Origin of the sequence: Paraplanobispora siamensis (genome assembly GCF_016863175.1) — a bacterium.
GTDB classification, from domain to species: Bacteria; Actinomycetota; Actinomycetes; order Streptosporangiales; family Streptosporangiaceae; genus Planobispora; species Planobispora siamensis.
In genome coordinates, this window is the sequence record NZ_BOOJ01000014.1 from 45,827 (window position 1) to 69,350 (window position 23,524).

25 protein-coding genes and 1 pseudogene are annotated in these 23,524 nt (G+C 71.7%); 12 read left to right on the plus strand and 14 right to left on the minus strand.

Features of this window, described 5'->3' with window-relative positions; all coding sequences use genetic code 11:
- Nucleotide 1 precedes the first annotated feature (1 nt).
- From Psi01_RS07540 to Psi01_RS07555, 4 genes are all read right to left on the minus strand, one after another.
- On the minus strand, nucleotides 2–691 hold the full coding sequence (locus Psi01_RS07540) for a response regulator transcription factor (RefSeq protein WP_204063218.1): 690 nt from the start codon (nucleotides 689–691) through the stop codon (nucleotides 2–4).
- 74 nt (nucleotides 692–765) lie between these two features.
- Entirely contained in the window at nucleotides 766–1,227 is a 462-nt protein-coding gene (locus tag Psi01_RS07545; RefSeq protein WP_204063219.1) for a DUF11 domain-containing protein, read from the minus strand.
- A 44-nt stretch (nucleotides 1,228–1,271) separates the two neighbouring features.
- Complete coding sequence (locus Psi01_RS07550) at nucleotides 1,272–2,363, minus strand: S-adenosylmethionine:tRNA ribosyltransferase-isomerase (protein ID WP_239127289.1); 1,092 nt, start codon at nucleotides 2,361–2,363, stop codon at nucleotides 1,272–1,274.
- On the minus strand, nucleotides 2,360–3,025 hold the full coding sequence (locus Psi01_RS07555; protein ID WP_204063220.1) for an SDR family NAD(P)-dependent oxidoreductase: 666 nt from the start codon (nucleotides 3,023–3,025) through the stop codon (nucleotides 2,360–2,362). The genes Psi01_RS07550 and Psi01_RS07555 overlap by 4 nt, the downstream gene beginning before the upstream one ends.
- A 123-nt stretch (nucleotides 3,026–3,148) precedes the next feature.
- On the opposite strand from Psi01_RS07555, the gene Psi01_RS07560 reads away from it, so the two are divergent.
- Together Psi01_RS07560 and Psi01_RS07565 are read left to right on the plus strand one after the other, a co-directional pair.
- On the plus strand, nucleotides 3,149–4,303 hold the full coding sequence (locus Psi01_RS07560; protein ID WP_204063221.1) for a GAF domain-containing sensor histidine kinase: 1,155 nt from the start codon (nucleotides 3,149–3,151) through the stop codon (nucleotides 4,301–4,303).
- A gap of 20 nt (nucleotides 4,304–4,323) precedes the next feature.
- Entirely contained in the window at nucleotides 4,324–4,965 is a 642-nt protein-coding gene (locus Psi01_RS07565) for a response regulator (RefSeq protein WP_204063382.1), read from the plus strand.
- Nucleotides 4,966–4,975: 10 nt separating this feature from the next.
- On the opposite strand, the gene Psi01_RS07570 is transcribed toward Psi01_RS07565, so the two are convergent.
- A complete protein-coding gene (locus Psi01_RS07570; protein ID WP_204063222.1) occupies nucleotides 4,976–5,695 on the minus strand; it encodes an Rv1486c family protein in 720 nt (239 codons plus the stop codon).
- A gap of 67 nt (nucleotides 5,696–5,762) precedes the next feature.
- Between Psi01_RS07570 and Psi01_RS07575 the strand changes: the two genes are divergently transcribed.
- The 4 genes from Psi01_RS07575 (at nucleotide 5,763) to Psi01_RS07590 (ending at nucleotide 8,825) form a co-directional block, all read left to right on the plus strand.
- Nucleotides 5,763–6,557: an ABC transporter ATP-binding protein gene (locus Psi01_RS07575; protein WP_203876559.1), complete on the plus strand. Its 795-nt coding sequence runs from the start codon at nucleotides 5,763–5,765 to the stop codon at nucleotides 6,555–6,557.
- A gap of 93 nt (nucleotides 6,558–6,650) precedes the next feature.
- A complete protein-coding gene (locus Psi01_RS07580) occupies nucleotides 6,651–7,673 on the plus strand; it encodes an SPFH domain-containing protein (RefSeq protein ID WP_204063223.1) in 1,023 nt (340 codons plus the stop codon).
- A gap of 133 nt (nucleotides 7,674–7,806) precedes the next feature.
- The gene (locus Psi01_RS07585) at nucleotides 7,807–8,562 is read left to right on the plus strand and encodes a sulfite exporter TauE/SafE family protein (RefSeq protein WP_204063224.1); all 756 of its coding nucleotides are present in this window, start codon (nucleotides 7,807–7,809) and stop codon (nucleotides 8,560–8,562) included.
- A 29-nt stretch (nucleotides 8,563–8,591) separates the two neighbouring features.
- Entirely contained in the window at nucleotides 8,592–8,825 is a 234-nt protein-coding gene (locus Psi01_RS07590; RefSeq protein ID WP_204063225.1) for a DUF8836 family protein, read from the plus strand.
- Nucleotides 8,826–8,871: 46 nt separating this feature from the next.
- Here the strand turns inward: Psi01_RS07590 and Psi01_RS07595 are convergent, their stop codons facing one another.
- The 3 genes from Psi01_RS07595 to Psi01_RS07605 form a co-directional block, all read right to left on the minus strand.
- Nucleotides 8,872–9,738, minus strand: a complete 867-nt coding sequence (locus Psi01_RS07595; protein ID WP_239127291.1) for a Rieske (2Fe-2S) protein — start codon at nucleotides 9,736–9,738, stop codon at nucleotides 8,872–8,874.
- 88 nt (nucleotides 9,739–9,826) lie between these two features.
- Nucleotides 9,827–10,381 (minus strand): HD domain-containing protein, encoded by a 555-nt coding sequence (locus tag Psi01_RS07600; protein WP_239127323.1) that lies wholly within the window; start codon nucleotides 10,379–10,381, stop codon nucleotides 9,827–9,829.
- 101 nt (nucleotides 10,382–10,482) lie between these two features.
- The gene (locus Psi01_RS07605; RefSeq protein ID WP_204063228.1) at nucleotides 10,483–12,648 is read right to left on the minus strand and encodes a molybdopterin-dependent oxidoreductase; all 2,166 of its coding nucleotides are present in this window, start codon (nucleotides 12,646–12,648) and stop codon (nucleotides 10,483–10,485) included.
- A 113-nt stretch (nucleotides 12,649–12,761) separates the two neighbouring features.
- Between Psi01_RS07605 and Psi01_RS07610 the strand changes: the two genes are divergently transcribed.
- Nucleotides 12,762–12,977, plus strand: coding sequence for a hypothetical protein (locus Psi01_RS07610; protein WP_204063229.1), 216 nt, complete (start codon nucleotides 12,762–12,764; stop codon nucleotides 12,975–12,977).
- Here the strand turns inward: Psi01_RS07610 and Psi01_RS07615 are convergent, their stop codons facing one another.
- Nucleotides 12,978–13,208 (minus strand): hypothetical protein, encoded by a 231-nt coding sequence (locus Psi01_RS07615; RefSeq protein ID WP_204063230.1) that lies wholly within the window; start codon nucleotides 13,206–13,208, stop codon nucleotides 12,978–12,980.
- A gap of 607 nt (nucleotides 13,209–13,815) precedes the next feature.
- Between Psi01_RS07615 and Psi01_RS07620 the strand changes: the two genes are divergently transcribed.
- The 4 genes from Psi01_RS07620 (at nucleotide 13,816) to Psi01_RS07635 (ending at nucleotide 17,002) form a co-directional block, all read left to right on the plus strand.
- Nucleotides 13,816–14,676, plus strand: a complete 861-nt coding sequence (locus tag Psi01_RS07620; RefSeq protein ID WP_204063231.1) for a helix-turn-helix domain-containing protein — start codon at nucleotides 13,816–13,818, stop codon at nucleotides 14,674–14,676.
- A 69-nt stretch (nucleotides 14,677–14,745) separates the two neighbouring features.
- Nucleotides 14,746–14,952, plus strand: a complete 207-nt coding sequence (locus Psi01_RS07625) for a DUF397 domain-containing protein (RefSeq protein ID WP_204063232.1) — start codon at nucleotides 14,746–14,748, stop codon at nucleotides 14,950–14,952.
- 253 nt (nucleotides 14,953–15,205) lie between these two features.
- The gene (locus Psi01_RS07630) at nucleotides 15,206–16,309 is read left to right on the plus strand and encodes a CapA family protein (RefSeq protein ID WP_204063233.1); all 1,104 of its coding nucleotides are present in this window, start codon (nucleotides 15,206–15,208) and stop codon (nucleotides 16,307–16,309) included.
- 45 nt (nucleotides 16,310–16,354) lie between these two features.
- A complete protein-coding gene (locus Psi01_RS07635; protein WP_204063234.1) occupies nucleotides 16,355–17,002 on the plus strand; it encodes a TetR/AcrR family transcriptional regulator in 648 nt (215 codons plus the stop codon).
- A 39-nt stretch (nucleotides 17,003–17,041) separates the two neighbouring features.
- Here Psi01_RS07635 and Psi01_RS07640 read toward each other — a convergent pair whose 3' ends face one another.
- Nucleotides 17,042–17,533 carry a hypothetical protein gene (locus Psi01_RS07640; RefSeq protein WP_204063235.1) on the minus strand — a complete coding sequence of 164 codons (492 nt, stop codon included), beginning with the start codon at nucleotides 17,531–17,533 and terminating at the stop codon, nucleotides 17,042–17,044.
- Between the two features lie 163 nt (nucleotides 17,534–17,696).
- On the opposite strand from Psi01_RS07640, the gene Psi01_RS07645 reads away from it, so the two are divergent.
- Nucleotides 17,697–18,236, plus strand: coding sequence for a tetratricopeptide repeat protein (locus tag Psi01_RS07645; RefSeq protein WP_204063236.1), 540 nt, complete (start codon nucleotides 17,697–17,699; stop codon nucleotides 18,234–18,236).
- A gap of 178 nt (nucleotides 18,237–18,414) precedes the next feature.
- Here Psi01_RS07645 and Psi01_RS07650 read toward each other — a convergent pair whose 3' ends face one another.
- The 4 genes and pseudogenes from Psi01_RS07650 to dnaJ all read right to left on the minus strand — a co-directional run bounded on the left by Psi01_RS07650 (nucleotide 18,415) and on the right by dnaJ (nucleotide 23,523).
- Nucleotides 18,415–19,158: a hypothetical protein gene (locus Psi01_RS07650; protein WP_204063237.1), complete on the minus strand. Its 744-nt coding sequence runs from the start codon at nucleotides 19,156–19,158 to the stop codon at nucleotides 18,415–18,417.
- A 145-nt stretch (nucleotides 19,159–19,303) separates the two neighbouring features.
- Nucleotides 19,304–21,886 carry an ATP-dependent chaperone ClpB gene (clpB, locus tag Psi01_RS07655; RefSeq protein WP_204063238.1) on the minus strand — a complete coding sequence of 861 codons (2,583 nt, stop codon included), beginning with the start codon at nucleotides 21,884–21,886 and terminating at the stop codon, nucleotides 19,304–19,306.
- Between the two features lie 182 nt (nucleotides 21,887–22,068).
- Nucleotides 22,069–22,321: pseudogene (locus tag Psi01_RS07660) on the minus strand (heat shock protein transcriptional repressor HspR); the annotation flags it as partial.
- A gap of 2 nt (nucleotides 22,322–22,323) precedes the next feature.
- Nucleotides 22,324–23,523 carry a molecular chaperone DnaJ gene (gene dnaJ / locus Psi01_RS07665; protein WP_204063239.1) on the minus strand — a complete coding sequence of 400 codons (1,200 nt, stop codon included), beginning with the start codon at nucleotides 23,521–23,523 and terminating at the stop codon, nucleotides 22,324–22,326.
- Nucleotide 23,524: the final 1 nt, after the last annotated feature.

Here is a 23,524-nt window from a genome sequence, read left to right on the forward strand (position 1 = left end):
CCTAGGCCGAGCCGAGGTAGGTGATGACGGCGGCCACCCGGCGGTGGGTGTCGGGGCTGTTCTCCAGGGCCAGCTTCATGAAGATGGAGTTCACGTGCTTCTCGATCGCGGAGACCGACAGGTGCAGGGCCCGGGCGATGCCCCCGTTGGACAGGCCGTGGGCCATCTCGCGGAGCACGTCGAGCTCCCGGGGCGTCAGTTCGGCGGGCGGCGGCCTGTCACTGACGCCCCGCTTGGCCAGCAGCCCCTCCACGACCTTGGGGTCGATCACCGACCCGCCCGCCGCCACGGAGCGGATCGCGCCGAGCAGCTCGTCGAGGTCGCCGACCCGGTCCTTCAGGAGATAGGCCCGCCCCTCGGTGCCGTCCCTGAACAGGTCGAGCGCGAACATCGCGTCGGAGAACTGCGACAGGACGACGACCCCGATGTCCCGCGAGGCGGCCCGGATGCGGTGGGCGGCGTCGATGCCCTCCATGCCGGGACGGACCAGGTCGGCCGAGCCCGGCATGCGGATGTCGGTCACCACGACGTCGGGCCCCAGCCGCCTGGCGGCGTCGAGCAGTTCGTCGGCGGTGCCCACGGCGGCCACCACCTCGATCTCCCCGGATGACTCCAGGAGCCGGCGGGTGCCCTCGCGCACCAGATAGTGGTCCTCGGCCAGGATGATCCTGAGCTCGGCCGCAGCTGTCATGGAAAGGATCCTGCCGGGTCCGGCGGCCCCGTGCATATGAGGATGCCCGCACATTGCGGGGCCGCCGCCCGCGACTACCGCAGGATGCGGGTCTCGACCTTCACGTACTTCAGGCCGACGCCGGTGTCGAGGTTGTCGATGCTCAGGGTCTCCACGCCGCCCGCGGGGACGTCGATGGAGGCGGTGGCGAATTCGGCCGTCGCGGTGCCGCTCGCACCGCCCCGGAGCCAGACCTTGACCTTGACGGTGACGGTCCTGCCCGGCTTGATCCGGTCGAACAGGCAGGCGACCTCGCGGCCATCGGCCTCGCAGTAGGAGCCGGACGGGCCGGTGATCTGGACCTTGCGGGCCTGCTTGGGGACGTAGCCGCCGATGTAGACGAGGTCGGTGGCCAGGTCGCCGGCGTTCTCGGCCTTGAGCGTGTAGGTGATCGTGTCGCCCGCGTAGACGCGGCGGGGGTAGTAGGCCGTCAGCTTCAGCGGCGACAGCGGCGGCGCCTGCTGGGCGGAGGCCGTGGCCGGGGAGGAAGCGATCACGGCGAGCGCGGTGACCGCAGGGGGGCCGGGGTGCCTCCCCGCGGTCAGCGCAGGATCAGGTGGAGGTCGCCGAACTCGTGCCAGAGGTACCCCTCGCGCAGCGCCTCCGCGTAGGACCGGGACAGCAGTTCCCCTCCGGCGACCGCGGACAGCATCAGCAGGTGGCTTGAGCGAGGCTCGTGCAGCCCCGTGATCAGCCCGTCCACCGCCCGGACCCCGGCCGAGGGCGTGACGACGTGGGAGGTCCAGCCGCGCACGGCCCTGACCCCGCCGTCCGGGAGCGCCCCCGCCCCACCGTCCGCTCCCGGTACGGCCCCGCCGTCCGGGAGCGCGGCCGTCTCCAGCGCCCGCACCACGGTCGTGCCCACCGCGACCACCCGCCCGCCCGCCTCGCGGGTGAGGGCCACCTGGCGCGCGGTGGCCTCAGGCACCTCGAAGCGCTCCGGGTAGGGCGGCTCGTCCTTCTCCGGGGACGCCACACCCGTGTGCAGCGTGATCGGCGCGACGCCGATCCCGCGCGACACCAGCGCCGTCACCAGGTCGGAGGTGAACGGCCGCCCGGCGCTGGGCATCTCCGCGCTGCCCGGCACCACCCCGAACACGGTCTGGTAGGCCTCCAGCGGCCAGTCCCGCTCCACGTAGGAGTAGCGGATCGGCACGCCGTGCCTGCCCAGGTAGGCGGGGACCGGGCGGTCGAGCCGGGCCCGCCACAGGCGCGGGGTGCGGCGTTCCAGCAGCCGCAGGGTCGCCCCGCCGGGCAGCGGCAGCCACTCGCCGTCGGCGCCCCCGGTGAAGGGCTCGGTGGCCGAGGCCGTACGGCGGCGCAGTTCGACCAGCCACGTGCCGTCCTCCAGCTCGGTCGAGAAGTGCACCGCCAGCCGGTCCAGGCGGACCGCGGCGGGCAGCGTGGCGGAGTTGTTGACCACCAGCAGGTCGCCGGGGCGCAGCAGGCCGGGCAGCTCGGTGAAGGCGTGATGACCTACCTCTCCGGTCCCGCCGTCGGAGACCAGCAGCCGGACCGCGTCGCGGGAGGGCCCCCGCGCCTCCGGCGGCTCGCGTGCCTCCAGCTCGTGGGGGAGCGTGAAGTCCTCGGTCATGACGCTCGCCGCGAGCCCGCTCCAGGTTCCGGCGCTCATGCGTGGCTCACCCTGCCGCCGGCCGGGCGGGTCTCGATCAGGCGCAGGAGAGTGGGGACTACCGTTTCGGGGCCGGGAGCGGCCGCGGCCTCCCCGGCGCCGACCGCGTCGGCGAGCATGACCGTGTTCATCTCGCCGGGGTCCACCCACCAGACCGCGACGTCGGGCTCCTCGGCGGCCAGCACGTTGGACAGCTGGTCCAGGGCGGCCTTGGTCGCGCCGTACCCGCCCCAGCCCTCGTAGGCGCCCACCGCGGCGTCGGAGGAGATGTTGACGACCGCGCCGTGCCGCTCCCGCAGCCCCGGCAGGGTCGCCTGGATCAGCGCCAGCGGGGCCAGCACGTTGGTCCTGAACAACGCCTCCAGGACGTCCAGGGGATAGGAGGCCAGCGGCGGCAGCGGCACCGCGCCCAGCCCGGAGGCGTTGTTGACCAGCAGGTCCAGTCCACCCCGGTCGTGTACGGCGCGCGCCAGCCGGTCCCGGTGGACCGGGTCGGCCACGTCGCCGGCCAGGGCGAAGGCGCCGAGCTCGTCGGCGACGGGTTTGAGCGCGTCGGCGCCGCGGGCGGTCAGGAGCAGCCGCCAGCCGTCGGCGGCGAGGGCGCGGGCCAGCGCCAGGCCCAGGCCGCGGGAGGCGCCGGTGATGAGTGCTGTCTTCGTCATGCCTCCGACGCTAGGAAGCGGGCCCCGCGCGCACATCGGCCGCGGGACCGGCCTGGGCCCGGCCCATCGGCCTAGGACCGATGGCCGGGGCCGGGAGGCGGCCCGGTTGCCTAGAGTTTGTCCGTGAGCTCTGCCGGTGAGGACCTCGGTCGTCCCGCGGGGGAGGACCGCGACGGTCTCCTCAACGCGGTCAGCTCCGCCGTGCTCGCGGTGACCCGGCACCTGTCGGTCCGCGAGGTGCTCCAGGTCATCGTCCGCTCGGCGGGGCAGCTGCTGGACGCCCGCTACGCCGCGCTCGGGGTGCCGGACGAGGAGGGGGCGTTCGCCGAGTTCGTCGCCGAGGGCATCTCCGACGAGGAGTGGGAGGCCATCGGCCCGACCCCGCGCCAGCACGGCATGCTCGGGGCGATGCTGCGCGAGGGGGAGCCGGTCCGGCTGGCCGACATCCGCAGGGACCCCCGCTTCGAGTACTGGCCGCGGGCCCATCCGGTGCTCAAGGACTTCCTCGGGGTGCCCATCCGCGACGGCGACCAGGTGCTGGGCATCATCTTCCTGTCCAACAAGCGGGCCCCCGGCGGGTTCACCGAGGCCGACCAGCGGCTGCTGACCATGTTCGCCGCGCACGCCGCGATCGCCCTCACCAACGCGCGCCTGTACGAGAGCGGCCGGGAGCTCGCGCTGGTCGAGGAGCGCACCCGGATGGCGCGGGAGCTGCACGACGCGGTCACCCAGAAGCTGTTCTCCCTGCGCCTGACCGCCCAGGCGGCGGCCGCGCTGGTGGCCCGCGACCCCTGCCGGGCGGTGGAGGAGCTGGAGCGGGTGGGGCGGCTGGCCGGGGAGGCGCTGGCCGAGCTCCGCGCGGTGATCGTGGAGCTGCGCCCGGCGGAGCTCGACCGGCACGGGCTGGCCGAGACCCTCCGCAAGCAGGTCCGCCTGCTGGACCGCATCCACCCGGCGTCGTTCACCTTCGAGGAGAACCCGGTGTGCGCGCTCGGGCCGGCGGCCGAGACGGCCGTGCTGCGGGTGGCCCAGGAGGCGCTGCACAACGCCTCCCGGCACGCCGGGGCCCGGGCGGTGGCCGTACGGCTCGGCTGCGAGGACGGGCGGGTCGTGCTGGAGGTGCGCGACGACGGGGCCGGGTTCGACGTCGCCGCCGCCTCGGGGCGGGGGTTGGGCATCGCCTCGATGAACGACCGGGCCGAGGCCCTGGGCGGGAGCGTGCGGGTGACCTCGGAGCCGGGCGGGGGCACGGTGGTCAGGATGGAGGTGCCCGTGTGAGCGCGGAGGAGGGTGCCGGGATGATCCGGGTGCTGATCGCCGACGACCATCCGGTCGTCCGGCAGGGGCTGCGCACGTTCCTGGACCTGCAGGACGACCTGGAGGTGGTGGGCGAGGCGGCCGACGGGACCGAGGCGGTGGCCCTGGCGGAGTCGCTCTCACCGGACGTGCTGCTGCTCGATCTGAAGATGCCGGTCCTGGACGGCCTGGGGACGCTGGAACGGCTGGCGGAGCGGGGGCTGTCGCCGCGCGTGCTGGTGCTGACCTCGGTCAGCGACCGCGGGGACGTGGCCCCGGCCATGCGGGCCGGGGCCGCCGGGTTCCTCTACAAGGACGTCGAGCCCATGGCGCTGGTGCGGGCCATCCGCGCGGTCCACGAGGGCCAGGTCCTGCTGGCCGCCGAGGCCGCCGAGGCCGTGCTCGCCGCTCCCGCCCCGGGACCGGCCGCCGCCGGGGCGGCCGAGCCGGTGGCGCCGCTGACCGACCGCGAGCGCGAGGTGCTGGCCCTGATCGCCTCGGGCCGGTCCAACCGCGAGATCGCCCGGGACCTGTCGGTGGCGGAGAAGACGGTCAAGACCCACGTCTCCAACGTCCTGATGAAGCTCGGGGTCCAGGACAGGACCCAGGCCGCGCTGTACGCCGTACGGCACGGCCTGGCCTGAGCCGCGTGGCTCAGACGAGCTCGGTGATGGCGTGGTGGGCGGCCACCCGGGCCCGCCGTACGGCGCGGTCGAGGTCGCGCAGGGCCTGGCCCCTGACGGCGATCTGGCCCGAGGTCAGGCCGCGGTCGTCGGCCAGGCGGATCACCGCCGCCAGCCGGGCGGCCAGGGCGGCGACCCGGTGGGCGCGGGCGGGATAGCCGGGGGCCAGGCCGTCGCTGTCGGCCCGCACCGGCCGGTGGCCCTGGGCGGGCCCCTCCACGCCGCGCAGGGCGTCGGTCGCCGCGTGCATGGTGAGGGTCAGGTCGCGCTCGGCCTCGGCGAGGGAGGGAACGTCCGGAACGGCGGCGGCGGCGTCGAACACCTCCCAGCGCACTCCGGCGTACGATGATCCGCGGCGGTCCCGTACCGGGACCAGCCCGAGGCATCTGCCGGGAAGCACGGCGACCGCCGCCTGTCCGGCCTCGATGGCCGCGGCGTTGAAGGGGGGCGGTCCGGTGAGCCCGAGCGGGTCGCCGGCGACGGGGAGCGCCAGGCGCAGCGATGTCATGCCCTCGACGCGCAGGTCGGCCAGGAGGCTCCGCAGCGGGACGTCCCCGTCGGGACCGGCGGCGAGCTGGGGCCCGCCCTGGCGTTCCACGCGGTCGGCGGCCTCGTCGAGACCGGCCCGGCCGGTGAGCCATGCGTTGCCCCAGCAGACGAGCGTGGCCGAGATCGGTGAATCAGGGTGCACCGGTCCACGATATGTCCTCGCACTGCAATAGGTTTTGTTCGAGCGATTCTCAAGGAGGCGTTGGGGCATGGGCGGTCAGGTGCTTCGGTTGCAGGACGTCACCGTCCGCAGAGACGGTGCGGCCCTGCTGCGGAACATCGACTGGACCGTCCACGAGGACGAGCGGTGGGTCGTCATCGGCCCCAACGGCGCCGGCAAGACGACGCTGCTGCAGGTCGTGGGGGCCATGCTGTTCCCCTCCGAGGGCGTGGTGGAGATCCTGGGCGAGCGGCTCGGCCAGACCGACGTCTTCGACCTGCGGCCCCGGATCGGTCTCGCCAGCGCCGCGCTGGCCGAGAAGGTCCCGCAGGACGAGAAGGTCATCGACCTGGTGCTCACCGCCTCCTACGCGATCCTCGGCCGCTGGACGGAGGAGTACGACTCCAACGACGTCACCCGGGCCGTCGAGCTGATCGACCAGTTCGGGTGCGCCCACCTGATCAGGCGCCGCTTCGGCACGCTGTCGGAGGGCGAGCGCAAGCGGGTGCAGATCGCCAGGGCGCTGATGCCGGACCCCGAGCTGCTCCTGCTCGACGAGCCCGCGGCCGGGCTCGACCTCGGCGGCCGGGAGGACCTGGTGCGCCGCCTGGCGATGTTCGCAGGCGATCCCAAGGCCCCGACGATGGTGCTGGTCACCCACCACGTGGAGGAGGTGCCGGTCGGGTTCACCCACGCCCTGCTGCTGCGGCACGGCTCCGTGGTCGCCCAGGGCCCGATCGAGCACGTGATGACCGCCGACAACCTGGCGCACACCTTCGGCATCCCGCTCAGTCTGGAGCGGGGCTCCGACGGGCGCTGGTACGCCCGGGCACATCAGTTCTGAGTCGTTATGGCTTGACCGGGGTAAACAAAAGTAAAAGGAAATATCCTTCCCGAGACGAGAGATCCACTTGATTCGACCGTCCGGAGTGGCCGTATGGAACCACCGCTTGTCGTCGCTCTCATCGTGGTGGCCATCGCGGCGTTCGCGCTGATCCGGACGATTCGCATCGTCCCCCAGGCCACGGCCGGGATCGTGGAGAGGCTCGGCCGCTACCACCGCACCCTCCTGCCCGGGCTGAACCTGGTCGTGCCCTTCATCGACCGGATCAAGGGCACGATCGACCTGCGCGAGCAGGTCGTGTCGTTCCCGCCGCAGCCGGTCATCACCTCCGACAACCTCGTGGTCTCCATCGACACGGTGATCTACTTCCAGGTCGTCGACCCCCGGGCCGCCACCTACGAGATCGCCAACTTCCTGACCGGCGTCGAGCAGCTCACCGTGACCACGCTGCGCAACGTGGTCGGCGGCATGGACCTGGAGCGCACGCTCACCTCCCGCGAGGAGATCAACACCGAGCTGCGCGGGGTGCTCGACGAGGCCACCGGCAAGTGGGGCATCCGGGTCAACCGGGTCGAGCTCAAGGCGATCGACCCCCCGGCCTCCATCCAGGACTCGATGGAGAAGCAGATGCGCGCCGACCGCGACAAGCGGGCCGCCGTGCTCGCCGCCGAGGGCCAGAAGCAGGCGGCCATCCTCACGGCCGAGGGCCAGAAGCAGGCCGTGGTCCTCAAGGCGCGGGGCGAGGCGGAGGCCGCGGTGCTCAAGGCGCAGGCCGAGGCCGAGGCCAAGGCGATGCGGGCCAAGGGCGAGGCCGACGCGATCTCCATGGTCTTCAAGGCCATCCACGAGGGCAAGCCCGACCAGCAGCTGCTGGCCTACCAGTACCTGCAGACGCTGCCGCAGATCGCCAAGGGCGACGCCAACAAGGTGTGGATCGTGCCCTCGGAGATGGGTAAGGCCCTGGAAGGGCTCGGCGGCCTGTTCTCGCACATGACGGGCGAGAGCGGCGGCGTGCCGGCCTCCGGCGCCAACGGCGCCGGTCCGGACGCCACGGGCGGCCAGGACACCGCGGGCCGGGACTCCCACGGCAGGGACGTCCCCGGAAAGGACGTCTAGAGCGGGGACGTCCGGAGCAGGGAGTCGCCGGGAAAGGACACCCCGCCACCGGCCGGGCCGTGCACCCCTCCTAAGGTGCGGTGAAGTGCCGTGCACCGTTCACGGGCGCGAGCCGTACGAGTGAGGAGGGCGTATGACGCCGTGGGAGGCCGTCGCGATTTTCGCGGCCGGTGTGGGGGCCGGGGGCATCAACGCCGTCGTCGGCTCGGGATCGCTGATCACGTTTCCGACGATGGTGGCGGTCGGGCTGCCGCCGATCGTGGCCAACGTCTCCAACAACATCGGCCTGGTGCCCGGGTCGCTGACCGGGGCGCTGGGCTACCGCGCCGAGCTGAAGGGGCAGCGCGAGCGGCTGCTCCGGCTGGGGACCGGATCGGTGGTCGGCTCCCTCATCGGCGGCGTGCTCCTGCTCTTCCTGCCCGCCTCCACCTTCAACGTGATCGTGCCGATCCTGATCGGCCTGGCGTGCGTCCTGGTGGTGCTCCAGCCGAAGCTGAACGGCTGGCTGAACGCCTGGCGTGAGCACGCCCACCCGCACGGCGGCCCCTGGCTCTGGCTCGGCGTCTTCGCGGCCGGGATCTACGGCGGCTACTTCGGCGCGGCCCAGGGCGTGCTGCTCATCGGGTTGCTGGGGATCTTCCTCGACGACGACCTGCAGCGGGTGAACGCCGCCAAGAACGTGCTGTCCCTGCTGGTCAACGCGACGGCGGCGGTGCTGTTCGTCCTGATCGCGGAGGTGGACTGGATCGCGGTGCTGCTGGTGGCGGGGGGCGCGACGATCGGCGGTTTCCTCGGCGCCAGGGTGGGCCGCCGGCTGCCCGCGCCGGTGCTGCGCGGCTTCATCGTCTGCGTCGGCATAGTCGCGATAATCAAACTGGTGTACGGATAAAACCTACACGTTATGGGTATAAATCCGGCATGAAAGGCGACAAGGTAGAGATCATCATCGACGCGGGAGGCACCTCGCGTACGTACGAGGTCGAGGCGACCAAGGCGGGTCGCCGGGTGGAGGTCGCCAACCAACGCGGCGGCGTCGTCGAGGTCAGCGAGGTCACCCGGAGCGGTACGGCGGTGCGTACCGCCCGGTTCATGTCGAGCCGGATCCTGGCCTTGGTCGAACATCCCGCCGACGCCGACGGCGCGGACGACTGACCCGGACGCGCCCGGCCGACCTGTGCGCCGCCGGGCGCGAGGGCCGTCAGGTGTGCGAGGGGCGCACCTGGATGATGCCGTCGCGGCGGATCCGCGTGTCGAAGGACGGCTGCGGCGCGGTCCCGGGTCCGTGCACGACGGCGCCGTCCGACAGCCGGAAGGTGGTCCCGTGCCACGGGCACACCACGCAGGTGGTCCCGTTCTCGGCCACCAGCCGTCCCTGGTGCAGCGGTCCGGCCAGGTGCGAGCAGCGGTCGGCGAGCACCGTCACCGTCTCGCCCACCCGCAGCACGAACAGGTCGATGTAGCCCAGCCTCCGGGCCACCGGACGGCCGTCGGGCAGGTCCTTCAGGGCGCACAGGTCGTGCCAGCCCAGCGGGACGAGGTGGGTGACCACCTCGGCGTGGTTGGCCCCGGCGGCCTGCCGGTAGGCCATGTGGCCGCCCAGATAGCCGCCCGCGCCGGCCGCCGCCAGTCCCGCGTACGACAGCGCGCGCCCGGCGCGCTCGCGCCCGGTCAGCCGCATCACCAGCGAGGCGGTGTAGAGGCCGACCGCGGCCAGGTTGGCGGCCGCGTGCACGAGCCCGACCCGCTGCTGCTCCCGGTGGAGCGAGGACCAGTCGGTGATCCCGGCCGCCGCGGTCGGGATCGCGCCGCCCAGACCGGTCAGGAGCACCGCCCGCGTCGCGCGGGGGTCGGCCTTGACCATGTCGAGCACCGCGGTGGTGAACATGCAGCCCACGGTGAGGGTGGCCAGCGGAGGGTGAAGGGGTTTGCCGAGCGGGACCCCGTGCAGCAGGTCGCGCAGCGGCCCCGGTCCGATCCGTTGGCGCACCGCCTTGGCGAGCGCCCGGATCGGGCGGTCGGTTCTGGAGGACCTCTCGATCCGTCCGGCGAGATCGATCGGAGGCACCAGTTGTCTGAGGCTCCGGCGCCCCGTTTTGACTGTTTCCTTCACCATCGCCCCCTCTCAAGCAATAGGGACCTACCCGGGAACCGCGTTATGCACGCGCCAGATGTCCCCGGCTGATGGAGAGCTCGATGATCTCGGTGGCGTAGGCCCCGAGCGTCAGCGATCCCTCTTCTATGATCTTCACCTTCTCCAGGACCTGCTCGGCCGTCACCTTGTAGAGCGACCAGGTGCCGCCCTCGTTGTGGTGGTTGGCCATGATCGGGGCGATCCGGTCCAGGGCCTTGGCGAAGCGGGCCTCGGGGGTCTTGCGCTCTTCGAACTCGTCCCAGAGCGCGCGCATCCGCTTGGCCTGGTCGTCGGGGAGCAGCCCGAAGATCCGGTCGGCGGCCTTGCGCTCGATGCCGAGCTGGGCCTCGACGGCCGAGTTGTCGTAGATGAACGTGTCACCGGCGTCGATCTCGACGATGTCGTGGACGAGCAGCATCGCGACGACCCTGTCCATGTCGGTGCCGGGCGGCGCGTGCTCGGCCAGAACCATCGCCAGCATGCCCACGTACCACGAATGCTCGGCGTCGTTCTCCCGCCGGGATCCGTCCATCAGGGTGTTTCGGCGGACGATGCGTCTGAGCTTGTCGATCTCCATCGCGAAGGCGAGCTGGGACTGCAGACGATCCTGTTCTGGAGGGGTGGTCACCCGCGCAAGCCTAGTCCGCGCGGGCGGCCGATTCCCGATCGGCCATGCGATCAGATCGGAGCGAGCGTGACCGGAACCCCGTTGAACACGGCGTTGCCCGAGGGAACGTCGACCTCCGACTCGTCCGTCAGGGTGTTCACACTCACTCCGGCGTGCTCGGCCGCGACCCGCTGGGCGCTGCCGGCGTGGCCCCAGCCGTGGGGCAGGCTCACCACCCCGGGCATGATCGTGTCGGTCGGCTCCAGCGGCACGGTCAGCTCCCCGGCGGCGCTGCGGACCACGGCGTGCCCGTCGAGCCCGAGCCGGGCCACGTCCTGCGGGTTGATCTGCAGCGTGCACCGGTTGCTCCCGCCGACCAGCGGGCCCACGTTGTGCAGCCAGCTGTTGTTGGAGCGCAGGTGGCGCCGGCCGATCAGCACCATCTCCGCGGGCGGCGCGGCCAGCCGCCCGCGCAGCCGTACGACGTCCTCGACCAGCTGCGGCGGGGCCAGCTCCACCCGGCCCGAGGCCGTGCACAGCACCTCCGCCAGCCGCGGCCGCAGCGGGCCGAGGTCGATCCCGTTCGGGGCGTTCAGGAGCGCCTGCAGCGACAGGCCGTAGGGCCCGAGCTTGAGCATGGCGTCCAGGCGCTGCTCCGCCCCGGTGCCGCCCTGCAGTCCGGCGCGCAGTTCGGCCGGGTCCCGGCCCTCGACGGGCGAGCCGGGCGTCTCGACGGCCCTGCGCAGCATCTGGTCGATGATCAGCTCGTCCAGCAGCGCCGGGTCGGCCTGCGCGCCCTGACCCGAGGCGATCATCGTCAGCCGGGCCAGGATCTCGGCCTCGGCGGGCCGGTCCGGCTCCGGCGGCAGCACCGGCGGGGAGAACCTGGTGTAGTTGCGCACGGCGAAGGGCAGCAGCGCGAAGTCGTAGTGCGGCGTCCGCATCACCGGGGGCGGCGGCAGGATCACGTCCGCGTGCCGGGTGGTCTCGTTGAGGTAGGGGTCGACGCAGACCATGAACTCCAGGCCGCCGAAGGCCCGGTCCAGCCTGGCCCCGTTCGGCGCCGACAGCACCGGGTTGCCCGCCACCGTCACCAGCGCCCTGACCTGACCCTCGCCGGGGGTCTCGATCTCGTCGGCGAGGGTGGCCACGGGCAGTTCGCCGTTCGCCTCCGGCAGCCCGCGGACGCGGCTGTGCCAGCGGCCCGTGGTGTACGGCCTGCGCCTGCGGCCGGTCTCGACCGCGGGCTTGGCGAACATCACGCCGCCCGGCCGGTCGAGGTTGCCGGTCAGGACGTTGATCACGTCCACCAGCCACTGCGCGACGGTCCCGAACTCGGCGGTGCAGGTGCCGATGCGGGCGTAGACGGCGGCCGTGGGGGCCGCGGCCAGCTCGCGCGCCAGCCGCTCGACGGTCTCGGCGGGGACCCCGCACAGCTCGGCCACGGCCTTGGGGGAGAACTCCGCGGCCAGCTCGCGGATCTCCGCCAGTCCCTCGACCTCGACGCCGACCGAGGTGAGGTCCTCGGCGAAGAGCGTGTGGACGATGCCGAACAGCAGGTAGGCGTCGGTGCCGGGCCGGACGAACAGGTGCTCGTCGGCCAGGGCGGCGGTGCGGGTGCGGCGGGGGTCGACGACCACGAACCGGCCGCCCCGCGCGCGCAGCGCCTTCAGCCGGCCGGGGAAGTCGGGCGCGGTGCACAGCGAGCCGTTGGACTCCAGCGGGTTGGCGCCGAGCATCAGCAGATAGTCGGTGCGGTCGAGGTCGGGCACCGGGATGGCGAGCGGGTCGCCGAACATCAGGCCGCAGGAGACGTGCTTGGGCATCTGGTCGGCGGTGCTGGCGGAGAAGACGTTGCGGGTGCCCAGGGCCCGGATCAGCGGCGCGCCGTACAGGGCGCCGGCCATGGAGTGTGCGTTCGGGTTGCCGAGGTAGACGGCCAGGGACTGGCGGCCGTGCGCCTCGATCACCGAGGTGAGACCCCGCTCCACGGTGCGGAAGGCCTCCTCCCAGGAGACCTCGGCCCACGACTGTCCGGTGCGGACCATCGGGGCGCGCAGACGGTCGGGGTCCTCGTCGAGACGGCCGAGGCTGGCCCCCTTGGGGCAGATGAACCCCCGGGAGAAGGGGTCGTCGGGATCGCCCTTGACCGAGGTGACGTGCCCGGTGTCGTCAAGCGTGAGCCGCAGGCCGCAGACGGCCTCGCAGAGGGGGCAGGTGCGGTGCGCGGTTCTCATCGGTACTCCTGGGTTCGACGAATGGACTCATCATTACCCGGTACCGGAGGGGAAAGGAAGACCCGCGGGCGCCGGCCGCGGTCGTCTCGCCGGTGACGGCGGGGACCCAGATCATGCTCGTGAGGGCGAGGAACGGCCACCAGGCGCCCCCGCGCAGGGCGGCGGCGAGCGTCAGGATCGTGGCCGCGCCGATGATCGCCGCCAGGGTGATCTCCGTCCGCCGCCGCCGGAACCGCCCGGCGGACGCCGGCCGCCGCAACCACCGCAGAGACGTCGGCCGCTGGAGCGGTCCGGGGACGCCCAGCGGCCGGTGGGAGGTTTCGCGGTGATCATGCAGCGACATTCTCGTTCACGCTCTCGGCGTATATCCGCTCCGCCTTCTGCAGGTCGAAGAGGGGATTGCGATAGAGGCGGGCCCCGAAACCTGTCTTTTTAACGGTCCAGCCGAGCCGGTAGGCCCATTCATCCTGGTCCATGCACAGTTCCCGGTCGGCGTGCTCGATCAAACGGGTGATCCAGGTTTTGAATCCGGAAATCCCGTTGATAGCGTGGAGGCACATGGGAGGCTCCTTTCGTGGCGTCGATGCGGAGCTCTTGTGGCACCCGGGCTGGTGGCCGCCGGCCCGGTGCGTTCTTCGCCCTTTCCGGGCCCCTTGCGATGCGTGCGACCGTGAGCCGTCGCCTGCTGCTCTTCCCGTCTCCGCCGCGGTGCGCCTCCTCGATGCCCCGGCGGCTGCGCGCCGCCGTCGTGCCCCCGCGCGGGGCTCTGTAAGCAGATGGTCCTCCCCGATGTCAAATGCTGCAATACCTCCACTGGAAATATCGAAAAAATTTGAGTGCAACCCCTCGTGCAAGTTGCACGGAAGAGGAGAGGGGGCCGGGAGAGGACGGGGCGGGGATGCCTCTGGAGCAGGTCGGGTGCGGGAGGCGGCCGGGGGTCGCGGTTCTCCGGAAAACAAGGGGACCGACTCCAGTGACCGGTGCGAAGGTTCTATAGACAACCTCCTTTCGCCGTACGGTTAATAGGGGGTCGCAAGGCACTAATACCGGTGACGTCGCCGCAGTATCCCGTGCAACTTGCAGTACCATGAGCCGGGAGTCTCTGATCGAAGGACCCGAGGAGTCCTTTGGCGATACACCTGCATATCGGTGAGGGGGGTCCGGACGGTGCCCGAACGTGGCAGTCCAACCGTTCGCCGGCTCAGGCTCGGGCAGGAGTTGCGCCGGTTGCGCGAACGCCGTGACCTGAGCGGTGAGGACGTCGCAACGAGATTGAAATGGTCGGCGTCTAAGGTCAGTCGCATCGAGAACGCCAAGACCATGCCGAGAAGAAGCGACGTCGAAGCCCTCGCCGAGCTTTATGAGGTAGGCACGGCCCTGCAACAGGAGTTACTCGAGCTTCACCGTGATGCGGCACGGCGAGGGTGGTGGGAGGACTATTCTGGCTCCCTGCCCCAGGAGTACACGACTCTGCTGGGGCTGGAGGTGGAGGCCGTCTCCGCGCTGAACTGGGAACCCCAGATCGTGCCCGGTCTCCTGCAGACCGAGGACTACGCCCGCGAGGTCATCCGTTCCACGCAGGCGATCACCCGGATTCCTCCGGGGGAGTTCCGCAGCCGGGTCGAGGCACGGATGGCCCGGCAGGACCTCATCCTCAGGAGCGTGGACCCGCTCAGGCTCTGGGTGGTGCTGGACGAGTCGGTGTTGCTGCGCCGTTTCGGCGGCGCGACGGTGATGCGTGACCAGCTCGAGCGGTTGGTCGAGCTGTCCAGGCTGCCGAACGTCCGGGTGCAGATCCTGTCCCTGGACAGGGAGCACCCGGTGAACACCGGTTCCTTCTTCCATCTCAAGTTCCCCGAGTTCCACGACGTGGTGTACCTGGAGGCGCTCCACAGCGCGTGGTTCGTCGAGGACGAGGAGATGGCCTATGACTACGAGATCGCCTTCGACCGTCTGCAGTCGGAGGCGTTCGGCGTCGACGCGTCACGAGAGATCATTCAGAAAACTGTCGAAGAACGTTGGAGATAAAGCCCTCGATTGCGGAGCGGCCGTCCCAGCGGGAATCGAAGGCGCTTCCCGTTAAAGGAGATAACCAACATGTATGAAGTCGAGATTGCGGGCGCCACATGGAAGAAGAGCGCCCGCAGTGCCGCGAACGGGCAGTGCGTCGAGGTCGCCCGCCTTTCTGATGGAAAAGTGGGCGTCCGGGACAGCAAGAATCAGCAGGGTCCCGTTCTGATCTTCACGCCGGGTGAATGGGACGCCTTCGTGGGAGGCGTCAAGGACGGCGAGTTCGATATGTGACGTCGTCCCCCGTCCCGTTTTCGACAGCTTCGACGTCCGCCGCCCGAGGGCCGGCCCCGGAGACGCCCCCGGCGGAGCGCGCCGCGCGTCCGCGGGAGACAGCAGAGCGGCCCGTCCCGTGAGGTGCGGGCCGCTCGTGATGTCTCCGGCCTGACCACCGAAATTAATGAGCGGCCCCGGTTTCGGCCACGGGGACCTGTCGCGTGGCGAGTCGTCGCGCTCATCGCGGCCGAGGTGGCATGCTCGGATAACGATGGACACCTATACGCGCCGCCTCGGTGTGGCCACCGCCGCCGCCGCATCCGTTCTGCTCGCCGCGGCCTGCACCGCGGCGGAGTCGTCGACCCCGGGGGCGGCGCCGGACGTGGTGGAGAAGCCGACCACCTCGGCCGAGCCCACGGCCCCCGCGCGCAAGCCGTTCACCATCTCCTTCGGCGGTGACGTGCACTTCGAGGGCGTCCTGCGCAGCAGGCTGGACGCCAACCCGCGCACCGCGCTGGGCCCGATCGCCAAGGTGCTGCGCAAGGCCGACCTCGCGATGGTGAACCTGGAGACCGCGATCACCACCGGCGGCACCCCCGCGCCCGGCAAGCAGTACACCTTCCGGGCCCCCGCCAGCGCGCTCACCGCGCTGAAGGCGGCCGGGGTGGACGTGGCGTCCCTGGCCAACAACCACGGCATGGACTACATGCAGAGCGGCCTGGCCGACTCCCTGGCCGCGATCAAACGCTCGAAGTTCCCGGTCGTGGGCGTGGGCAAGAACGAGGCCGAGGCGTACAAGCCGTGGCGGACGACCGTCAACGGCAACCGGGTGGCGATCATCGGCGCGACCCAGGTGCTCGACGCCGAGTTCATCTCCTCCTGGACGGCCTCCGGCAGCAAGGGCGGCCTGGCCTCGGCCAAGAACGAGGCGCGGCTCGTCCAGGAGGTGCGTAAGGCGCGCCGTACCTCCGACACCGTCATCGTGCACCTGCACTGGGGCACCGAGCTGCAGAAATGCCCGAACGAGGCGCAGCGCGGCCTGGCGCCCAAGCTGGTGGCGGCCGGCGCCGACGTGGTCGTGGGCGGCCACGCCCACATCCTGCTCGGCGGCGGCTACCTGAGGAACGCCTACGTCAACTACGGCCTGGGCAACTTCGTCTTCTACAACTGGGGACCGGACACCGGCAGGACCGGCGTGCTCACGCTGACGATCGAAGGCCGCAAGGTGATCAAGGACCAGTGGACCCCCGCTGTGATCCAGGGTGGGGTGCCGATCCCGCTCACCGGGACGAACAGGCAGCAGGCCCTCACAAACTGGAAGGCGCTGCGCGGATGCACCGGGCTGGCGGCCAAGCCGGGCAAATCCGCCGATTGATTCAGAGGGCCTGACCTGGAGGGAATAGGCAGGCAAGATGGTGGGGTGTCCACCCTGCCTGTCGAGGAGTCCGGTGAGGCTCCCCTGCGGCGCCAGCCCACCCAGCGGCGCAGCGCGCGACGCGTCGAGCGGATGCTCGACGCGTGCGCCGACCTGCTGGACGAGATCGGCTACGAGGCGCTGTCCACCACGCGAATCGCCGAGCGCGCCGGTGTCGCGATCGGTTCGATCTACCAGTTCTTCCCGGACAAGAAGGCCATCACCCAGGCGGTGACCCGGCGCCACGTGGAGAGGTTCATGTCGCGCATCGGCGCGCGCTTCCTGTCGGAGGACTACTCCGGCTGGTGGGACGCGGTCGACGCGATCATCGACGAGTACGTCGAGATGCACCGCACCGTCCCCGGCTTCCGCTCCCTGCACTTCGGCGACGTGGTCGACCTCAACCTGCTCGACGGGGTGTCCGACAACAACACGGTGATCGCCGGGCGCCTGCGCGGGCTGCTCCTGAAGGAGTACGGCCTGGCCGACAGCGAGGAGTTCGACCTCGCCATCATGGTCGCGGTCGAGGCGGGGGACGCGGTGCTGAAGCTGGCCTTCCGCCACGACCCGGAGGGCGCCCCGCAGATCGTCCAGGAGGCCAAGCGGCTGATCCGGGGCTATCTGAGCCGCCAGTTCGCCGACGCCGCCCCCTGAGGACCCGGGGTTCCCGGCCGGAGGACCGGGGACTCGGATTCAGCCGAGGGGACGCCCGGAGGACCAGATCCGGTCGGGGGGCTCGGCCAGGGGCTTGGCCGGGGGGCCGTCGAGCGGGTCCACGACCTCCGGAGACTTCCTGACGACCGTGCCCTGCACGGTCTCCGACACCGCGGCGATCTCTCTGCGCTCCCGGGCCTTGCGCCTGCGCTCGCGTTCGGCCGCCCGGGCCGCCTTCTCGAAGGCGTCGGCGGGTGCGGGCACGGTCACCGTGCGCGGGGTCTTCCGGCCCGGTTCCCGCCGTTCTGAGCGCTCCGCCTCGCAGAGCCTGGAGGCGGCCAGCGCCGCGACCGTCCGGTCCTGCCGGGCGAGCTGCTCCTCCCGGAGTCGTTCCTCCAGGGAGGCGAGCCGCTGATGCGCCCGGTCGACGGCGTCCAGCCTCGCGGAGAGGTATCCCGCGGAACCCGGGACCACCACGGACAGGACGGTCATGCACGCCAGAGTGAAGGTGGTCTGCCGGGAAACGCCCATCGCAGCTCCTTCGAACGACATCACTCCGCCAACGGGAGGCGTCCCTGGTATGCCCGTCCCCTCAGGCGACACGCGCGACGTCACCAATTGCAGACATGTGGTTGCTTAACCGATACCTGTTATTGGGCGGACGAAGCAGAGTCTCGCTCGGTACGCTCGCGATGTGGCGCATGTGACACGTGAGCACCTTGATCGGCTGCTTGAGCGGGCACTGCTGGCCGATGATCACGAAAGCCTCGCCCGGCGGCTGGAAGCCCTGGTCGAAGCCTACGTGTCCGGCGACGTCCCGCGAGCGGCCATTCTCATATTGGCTGCCGAGGCGTGGCGGCAGGCCGGACAGCCGGCCCGCGCTCTCGACTGCTTCCAGCGGGCGGTGGACGACGGGGGTGATACGGGCGTCGATCCACGTGCCGGGATCGCCGACACGCTGTTCGAGCTCGAACGGCCCAACGAGGCCCGGGAGGTGATCTCGGCGATCCGGGAACGCGGAGAGGTCTCCCCGGCCACCGCGCTGACCGTCGCCGAGACGCTGGCCGCGTACGGGGACCCGCGGGAGGCCCACGTCTGGGCCACCGAGGGCGCCGTGGCGGCGGCCCCGGACAGCGAGGAACGAGCGGCGCTCCTGCGCGTGCGCTATCTGATCCGGGTGGACCTCGGGCTCCCCGAGGACGAGATGGACGCGCTGCTCGACCTGTCGCGCTGACCGCAGGCCGTGCCGCCCGAGTCCGTGCCGCCCGAGTCCGTGCCGTCGGTCGGTCGTGCGGCCCGGAGTGCGCGCCGTCGGCCGGTCGTGCCGTCCGGGGCCCGCACGGCCCGCCGGTCGTGCGCCCTGGGGGCGGCGCATGCCGGCTGGCGGGGGGTTCGTGCTCGTCTCGGGGGTCTCAGCCGAACGGCAGGACCAGCGGGGGCGCCGGTGGGGGCGTGGGCGCGGGCGACGTCCGCGGAACCGGGCGGGCGGGCTTGGCGGGACGATCAGGCCTCGGACCGGGACGCGACGGATCCCGCCTCGGGCCGGAAGCGGACCTGGCCGGGACGCTCGGCCCGATCATGCGGGGCGCCGGCTCCACCGCGGTCTCCGGCGGGGTCCGGTACGGCGCCGGCAGGGACAGGACCGTGCCGGTCGACAGCGCCCCCGCCGCGTCCCGCAGCCGCGGCACCGACGGCACCCCGGCCGTGAAGCCCGCGCGGGTCGCCGGCGCGCCGGGGAGCCCCGGCAGGTCCGGGGTGGGCAGCAGCATCTCCACCCGGTCCAGGCCGGGATGGCCGGGAGGGCCGAAGGGCAGGGCGGGGAAGCCGATGGCCGCCGCCACCCCCGCGGAATCGGCGAGGCTGAGCACGGCCGAGGCCATGGAGAGCCCTTCCAGCCCGGCCGCCCTGGCCAGCCGGTCGGCCAGCGGCCGGGACTCCGGGGCGAAGGGGTCGGCGAGGGAGTCGGCAGAGAGATCGACGGAGGGATCGACGGAGGGATCGACGGCGAAGGAGTCGACCGCGAGGAGACCGGCGGTGACGCGCCCGCCGGAGGACGGGACGCCCGCGCCGGCCGGGGCGGGCGCCGCCCAGCCGGCCAGGGCCACGAGCGTCACGGCCGTGAGGATTCCCCCCATGTTCCTCGGCACGTTCGACATGCGCATCCCCTGTTACCTTCGGCGGCCTGACGACTGCCGAAGGTAACAGCGGGAGCCGGGCGGGGAGGGCGCTTGACCCGATCCTGAACGAGCCCTTGCCGGGACGAGGGAATCACCCCCGGGCGCACGACCCGGGGGTGGGGGCTCAGCCCCTTACGGGGGCGATGGTCAGCGAGTCCCGCGCGTCGTCGAGGTCCACCACGACCTCGTCGCCGTCCTGGATCTCGCCGGAGAGCACCTTCCTGGCCAGCTGGTCGCCGATCGCCGACTGCACCAGACGGCGCAGCGGGCGGGCGCCGTACAGGGCGTCGTATCCGGTCAGCGCCAGCCACTCTCGCGCCGCCGGGCACACGGTGAGCGTGAGCCGCCGGTCGGCCAGCCGCTTGGCCAGGTGCGTCACCTGCAGATCCACGATCTTGGACAGCTCCTCGGTGCCGAGCGCCTCGAACAGGATCACGTCGTCGAGCCGGTTCAGGAACTCCGGCTTGAAGCGGCCGCGCACCGCCTCCATCACGGACTCGCGCTGGGTGTCCTTGTCCAGCTTCGGGTCCACCAGGAACTGCGATCCGAGGTTGGAGGTGAGGATCAGGATCGTGTTGCGGAAGTCGACCGTGCGACCCTGGCCGTCGGTGAGCCGTCCGTCGTCCAGGACCTGCAGGAGGATGTCGAAGACCTCGGGGTGGGCCTTCTCGACCTCGTCCAGCAGCACCACGGTGTACGGCCTGCGCCGCACGGCCTCGGTGAGCTGGCCGCCCTCCTCGTAGCCGATGTATCCGGGCGGGGCGCCGACCAGACGGGCGACGCTGTGCTTCTCGGAGTACTCGCTCATGTCGATGCGGACCATGGCCCGCTCGTCGTCGAACAGGAAGTCCGCCAGCGCCTTGGCCAGCTCGGTCTTGCCGACGCCGGTGGGGCCGAGGAACAGGAAGCTGCCGGTCGGCCGGTCGGGGTCGGAGATGCCCGCGCGGGCGCGCCGCACCGCGTCGGAGACGGCCTGGACGGCCTCGCGCTGGCCGATCAGGCGCCGGCCCAGCTCCTCCTCCATGCGCAGCAGCTTGGCGGTCTCGCCCTCCAGCAGGCGGCCCGCGGGGATGCCGGTCCAGGACGAGATCACCTCGGCGATGTCGTCGGAGCCGACCTCCTCCTTGACCATGGCCTGCTCGGGCTCGGCGGCGGCGCTGGCCTCGGCCAGCTGGGCCTCCAGCCTGGGCACCTCGCCGTACATCAGCCGGGAGGCGGCCTCGAAGTCGCCGTCGCGCTGGGCGCGCTCGGCGGCGACGCGCGCCTCGTCGAGCTGCTTCTTCAGGTCGCCGACCCGGTTGAGCCCGGCCTTCTCCCGCTCCCAGCGGGCCACCAGGGCGTTGAGGTCCTCCTGCCGGTCGGCGAGCTCCTTGCGGAGCCGCTCCAGCCGCTGCAGGCTGCTCTCGTCGGTCTCCTTGGCGAGGGCGAGCTCCTCCATCTTCATCCGGTCCACGTTGCGCTGGAGCTGGTCGATCTCCACGGGACGGGAGTCGATCTCCATGCGGAGCCGGGAGGCGGCCTCGTCGATCAGGTCGATGGCCTTGTCCGGCAGGAACCGGGAGGTGATGTAGCGGTCGGACAGCGCCGCGGCGGCGACCAGCGCGCTGTCGGCGATCTGGACCTGGTGGTGCGCCTCGTAGCGGCCCTTGAGGCCGCGCAGGATCGCGATGGTGTCCTCGACGCTGGGCTCGCCCACGTAGACCTGCTGGAAGCGGCGCTCCAGCGCGGGGTCCTTCTCGATGCGCTCGCGGTACTCGTCGAGGGTGGTGGCGCCGATCATCCGCAGCTCGCCCCTGGCCAGCATGGGCTTGAGCATGTTGCCGGCGTCCATGGCGCCCTCGGCCGCGCCCGCGCCGACCATGGTGTGCAGCTCGTCGATGAAGGTGACGACCCGGCCGTCGCTCTCCTTGATCTCGGTGAGCACGGCCTTGAGCCGCTCCTCGAACTCGCCGCGGAACTTGGCGCCCGCGACCATCGCGCTCAGGTCGAGGGCGACCAGGCGCTTGTCCTTCAGGCTGGAGGGCACGTCACCGGCCACGATGCGCTGGGCCAGGCCCTCCACGACGGCGGTCTTGCCCACGCCGGGCTCGCCGATGAGCACCGGGTTGTTCTTCGTGCGGCGGCTGAGCACCTGCACGACCCGGCGGATCTCCGAGTCACGGCCGATCACCGGGTCGAGCTTGCCGGCCCGCGCCCGCTCGGTCAGGTCGACGCCGTACTTCTCCAGCGCCTTGTAGGTGTCCTCGGGGGTCTCGCTGGTGACCCGGGCGTGCCCGCGCACCTTCTCGAAGGCGTCGAGCAGCGCCTCCGGGGTGGCCCCCCGCGACTTCAGCAGCTCGGCCACCGGCCCGCCGACGGCCGCCAGGCCGACCAGCAGGTGCTCGGTCGAGACGTACTCGTCCTCGAGCTGGCGGGCGCGCTGGGCGGCGGTGTTCAGCACGGTGAGCAGCTGGCGGGAGCTCGACGGGGCGCCGACCGTGGCGCCCTGCGCCTTCGGCAGGGCCGCGAGCTGCGTCTCCGCCTCGGCGCGCACCTTCTTCCAGTCGGCGCCGACGGCCTCCAGCAGGGGCACCGTGGTGCCGCCGGTCTGGCCGAGCAGTGAGGTGAACAGGTGAACCGGGGCGACCTCGGGATTCCCCTCGGCGGCGGCCCGCCGGATGGCGGAGGAGACCGCTTCCTGGCTCTTCTGAGTAAGTTTGTAATCCATTTATATTGCCTCACTTCGTTCGGCGGATCGGGGCGGCTCGGCCCCGCCCCCTCGCAGAACGCGTGACCCCCGGATTCGTGGCGGGAGTCAGGCGGGTGGCAGCTGGTACTGGATCAGAGCGCGGATCGTGGCCATCTCCGCGCGCAGCCGGTGGTTCTCGTCGCGCAGGCGCAGGGCCTCGGTCTCCAGCGCGAGGATCCGCTTGATGCCGGCGAGGTTGATGCCCTCCTCCTGGGAGAGCCGCTGGACCTCGCGGAGCATCACGATGTCGCGCGTGGAGTAGAGCCGTCCGCGGCCAGCCGTACGGCCCGGGCTGACCAGGCCGAGACGGTCGTACTGCCGCAGGGTCTGCGGGTGCAGACCCGACAGCTGGGCGGCGACGGAGATCACATAGACGGGAGTGTCGTCCGACAGATCGAAGTAGTTGGCGTCCATGGCTACTCGCTTCTGGCCTGTTGGATCAGCTCGGCCCGCGGGTCACCACCCGCGGTGGCGTCGCGGAAGTCCTCCAGGGCGCCGCGCGCCTTGTCATCGAGCCGCTGGGGCACCAGGACCTCGACCGTGGCGAGCAGGTCGCCCTTGGTGCCGTCCTTGCGGGGCACGCCGCGGCCCCGCACCCGGAAGGTGCGCCCGTTGGGGGTGCCCTCGGGGATGCGCAGCGTGACCGGCATGCCCTTGAGGATCGGCACCTTGATCTCGGCGCCGAGCGCGGCCTCGGTGAAGGTGACGGGAACGGTGATCGTCAGGTTCTCGCCGGAACGGCCGAAGACCGCGTGCGGCTTGACGTGGATCTGCACGTACAGGTCACCCGCGGGGCCGCCGTTCTCGCCCGGGGCGCCCTTGCCCTTGAGCCGTATGCGCTGGCCGTCGCCGACTCCGGCCGGGATGCGCGCCTGGATGGTGCGGGTGCTCTTGCCGCGGCCGCTGCCCTCGCACACCGGGCAGGGGTCGTCCACCAGCAGACCGCGGCCCTTGCAGTCGCGGCAGGGCTCGGAGAAGGCGAAGTTGCCCAGGTTCCGGCTGGCCGCGCCGGTGCCCTCGCAGGTCGGGCAGACCCGCGGGGTGGTGCCGGCCTTGGCGCCGGTCCCGGAGCACGCCGTGCAGGCCGAGGAACTGGTGAGCCGGAGCGAGACCGTCGCCCCCTCCACCGCCTCGGTGAAGGTGAGCGTGACCTCGGACTCGATGTCCTGGCCCCGCCGCGCCCTGGTGGTCCCGCCGGCCCGGCCCGCGGCGCCCCCGCCGCGGTTGAACAGACCGCCGAAGATGTCGCCGAAGCGGTCTCCGGCGCTCTGCTGGCCGCCGGCGCCGCCACCGGTGCCGCCGAACAGGTCGCCCAGGTCGAAGGGGAAGCCACCCGCGCGGGTGGCGCCCCCGGCGCCCGGGTAACCGCCGAGTCCGGAGCCGAACAGCGTGCGCGCCTCGTCGTACTCCTTGCGGCGCTTGGTGTCGGACAGGACGTCGTAGGCCTCGGTGACCTCTTTGAACTTGGCCTCGGTCTCCGTGTTGCCCTGGTTGGCGTCCGGGTGGTACTGCCTGGCCAGCTTCCGGTACGCCTTTTTGATCTCGTCGGCGGTGGCGGACTTGGGCACACCAAGGACGGCGTAGTAGTCCTTCTCCAGGTAGTCCTTGGTGCTCATC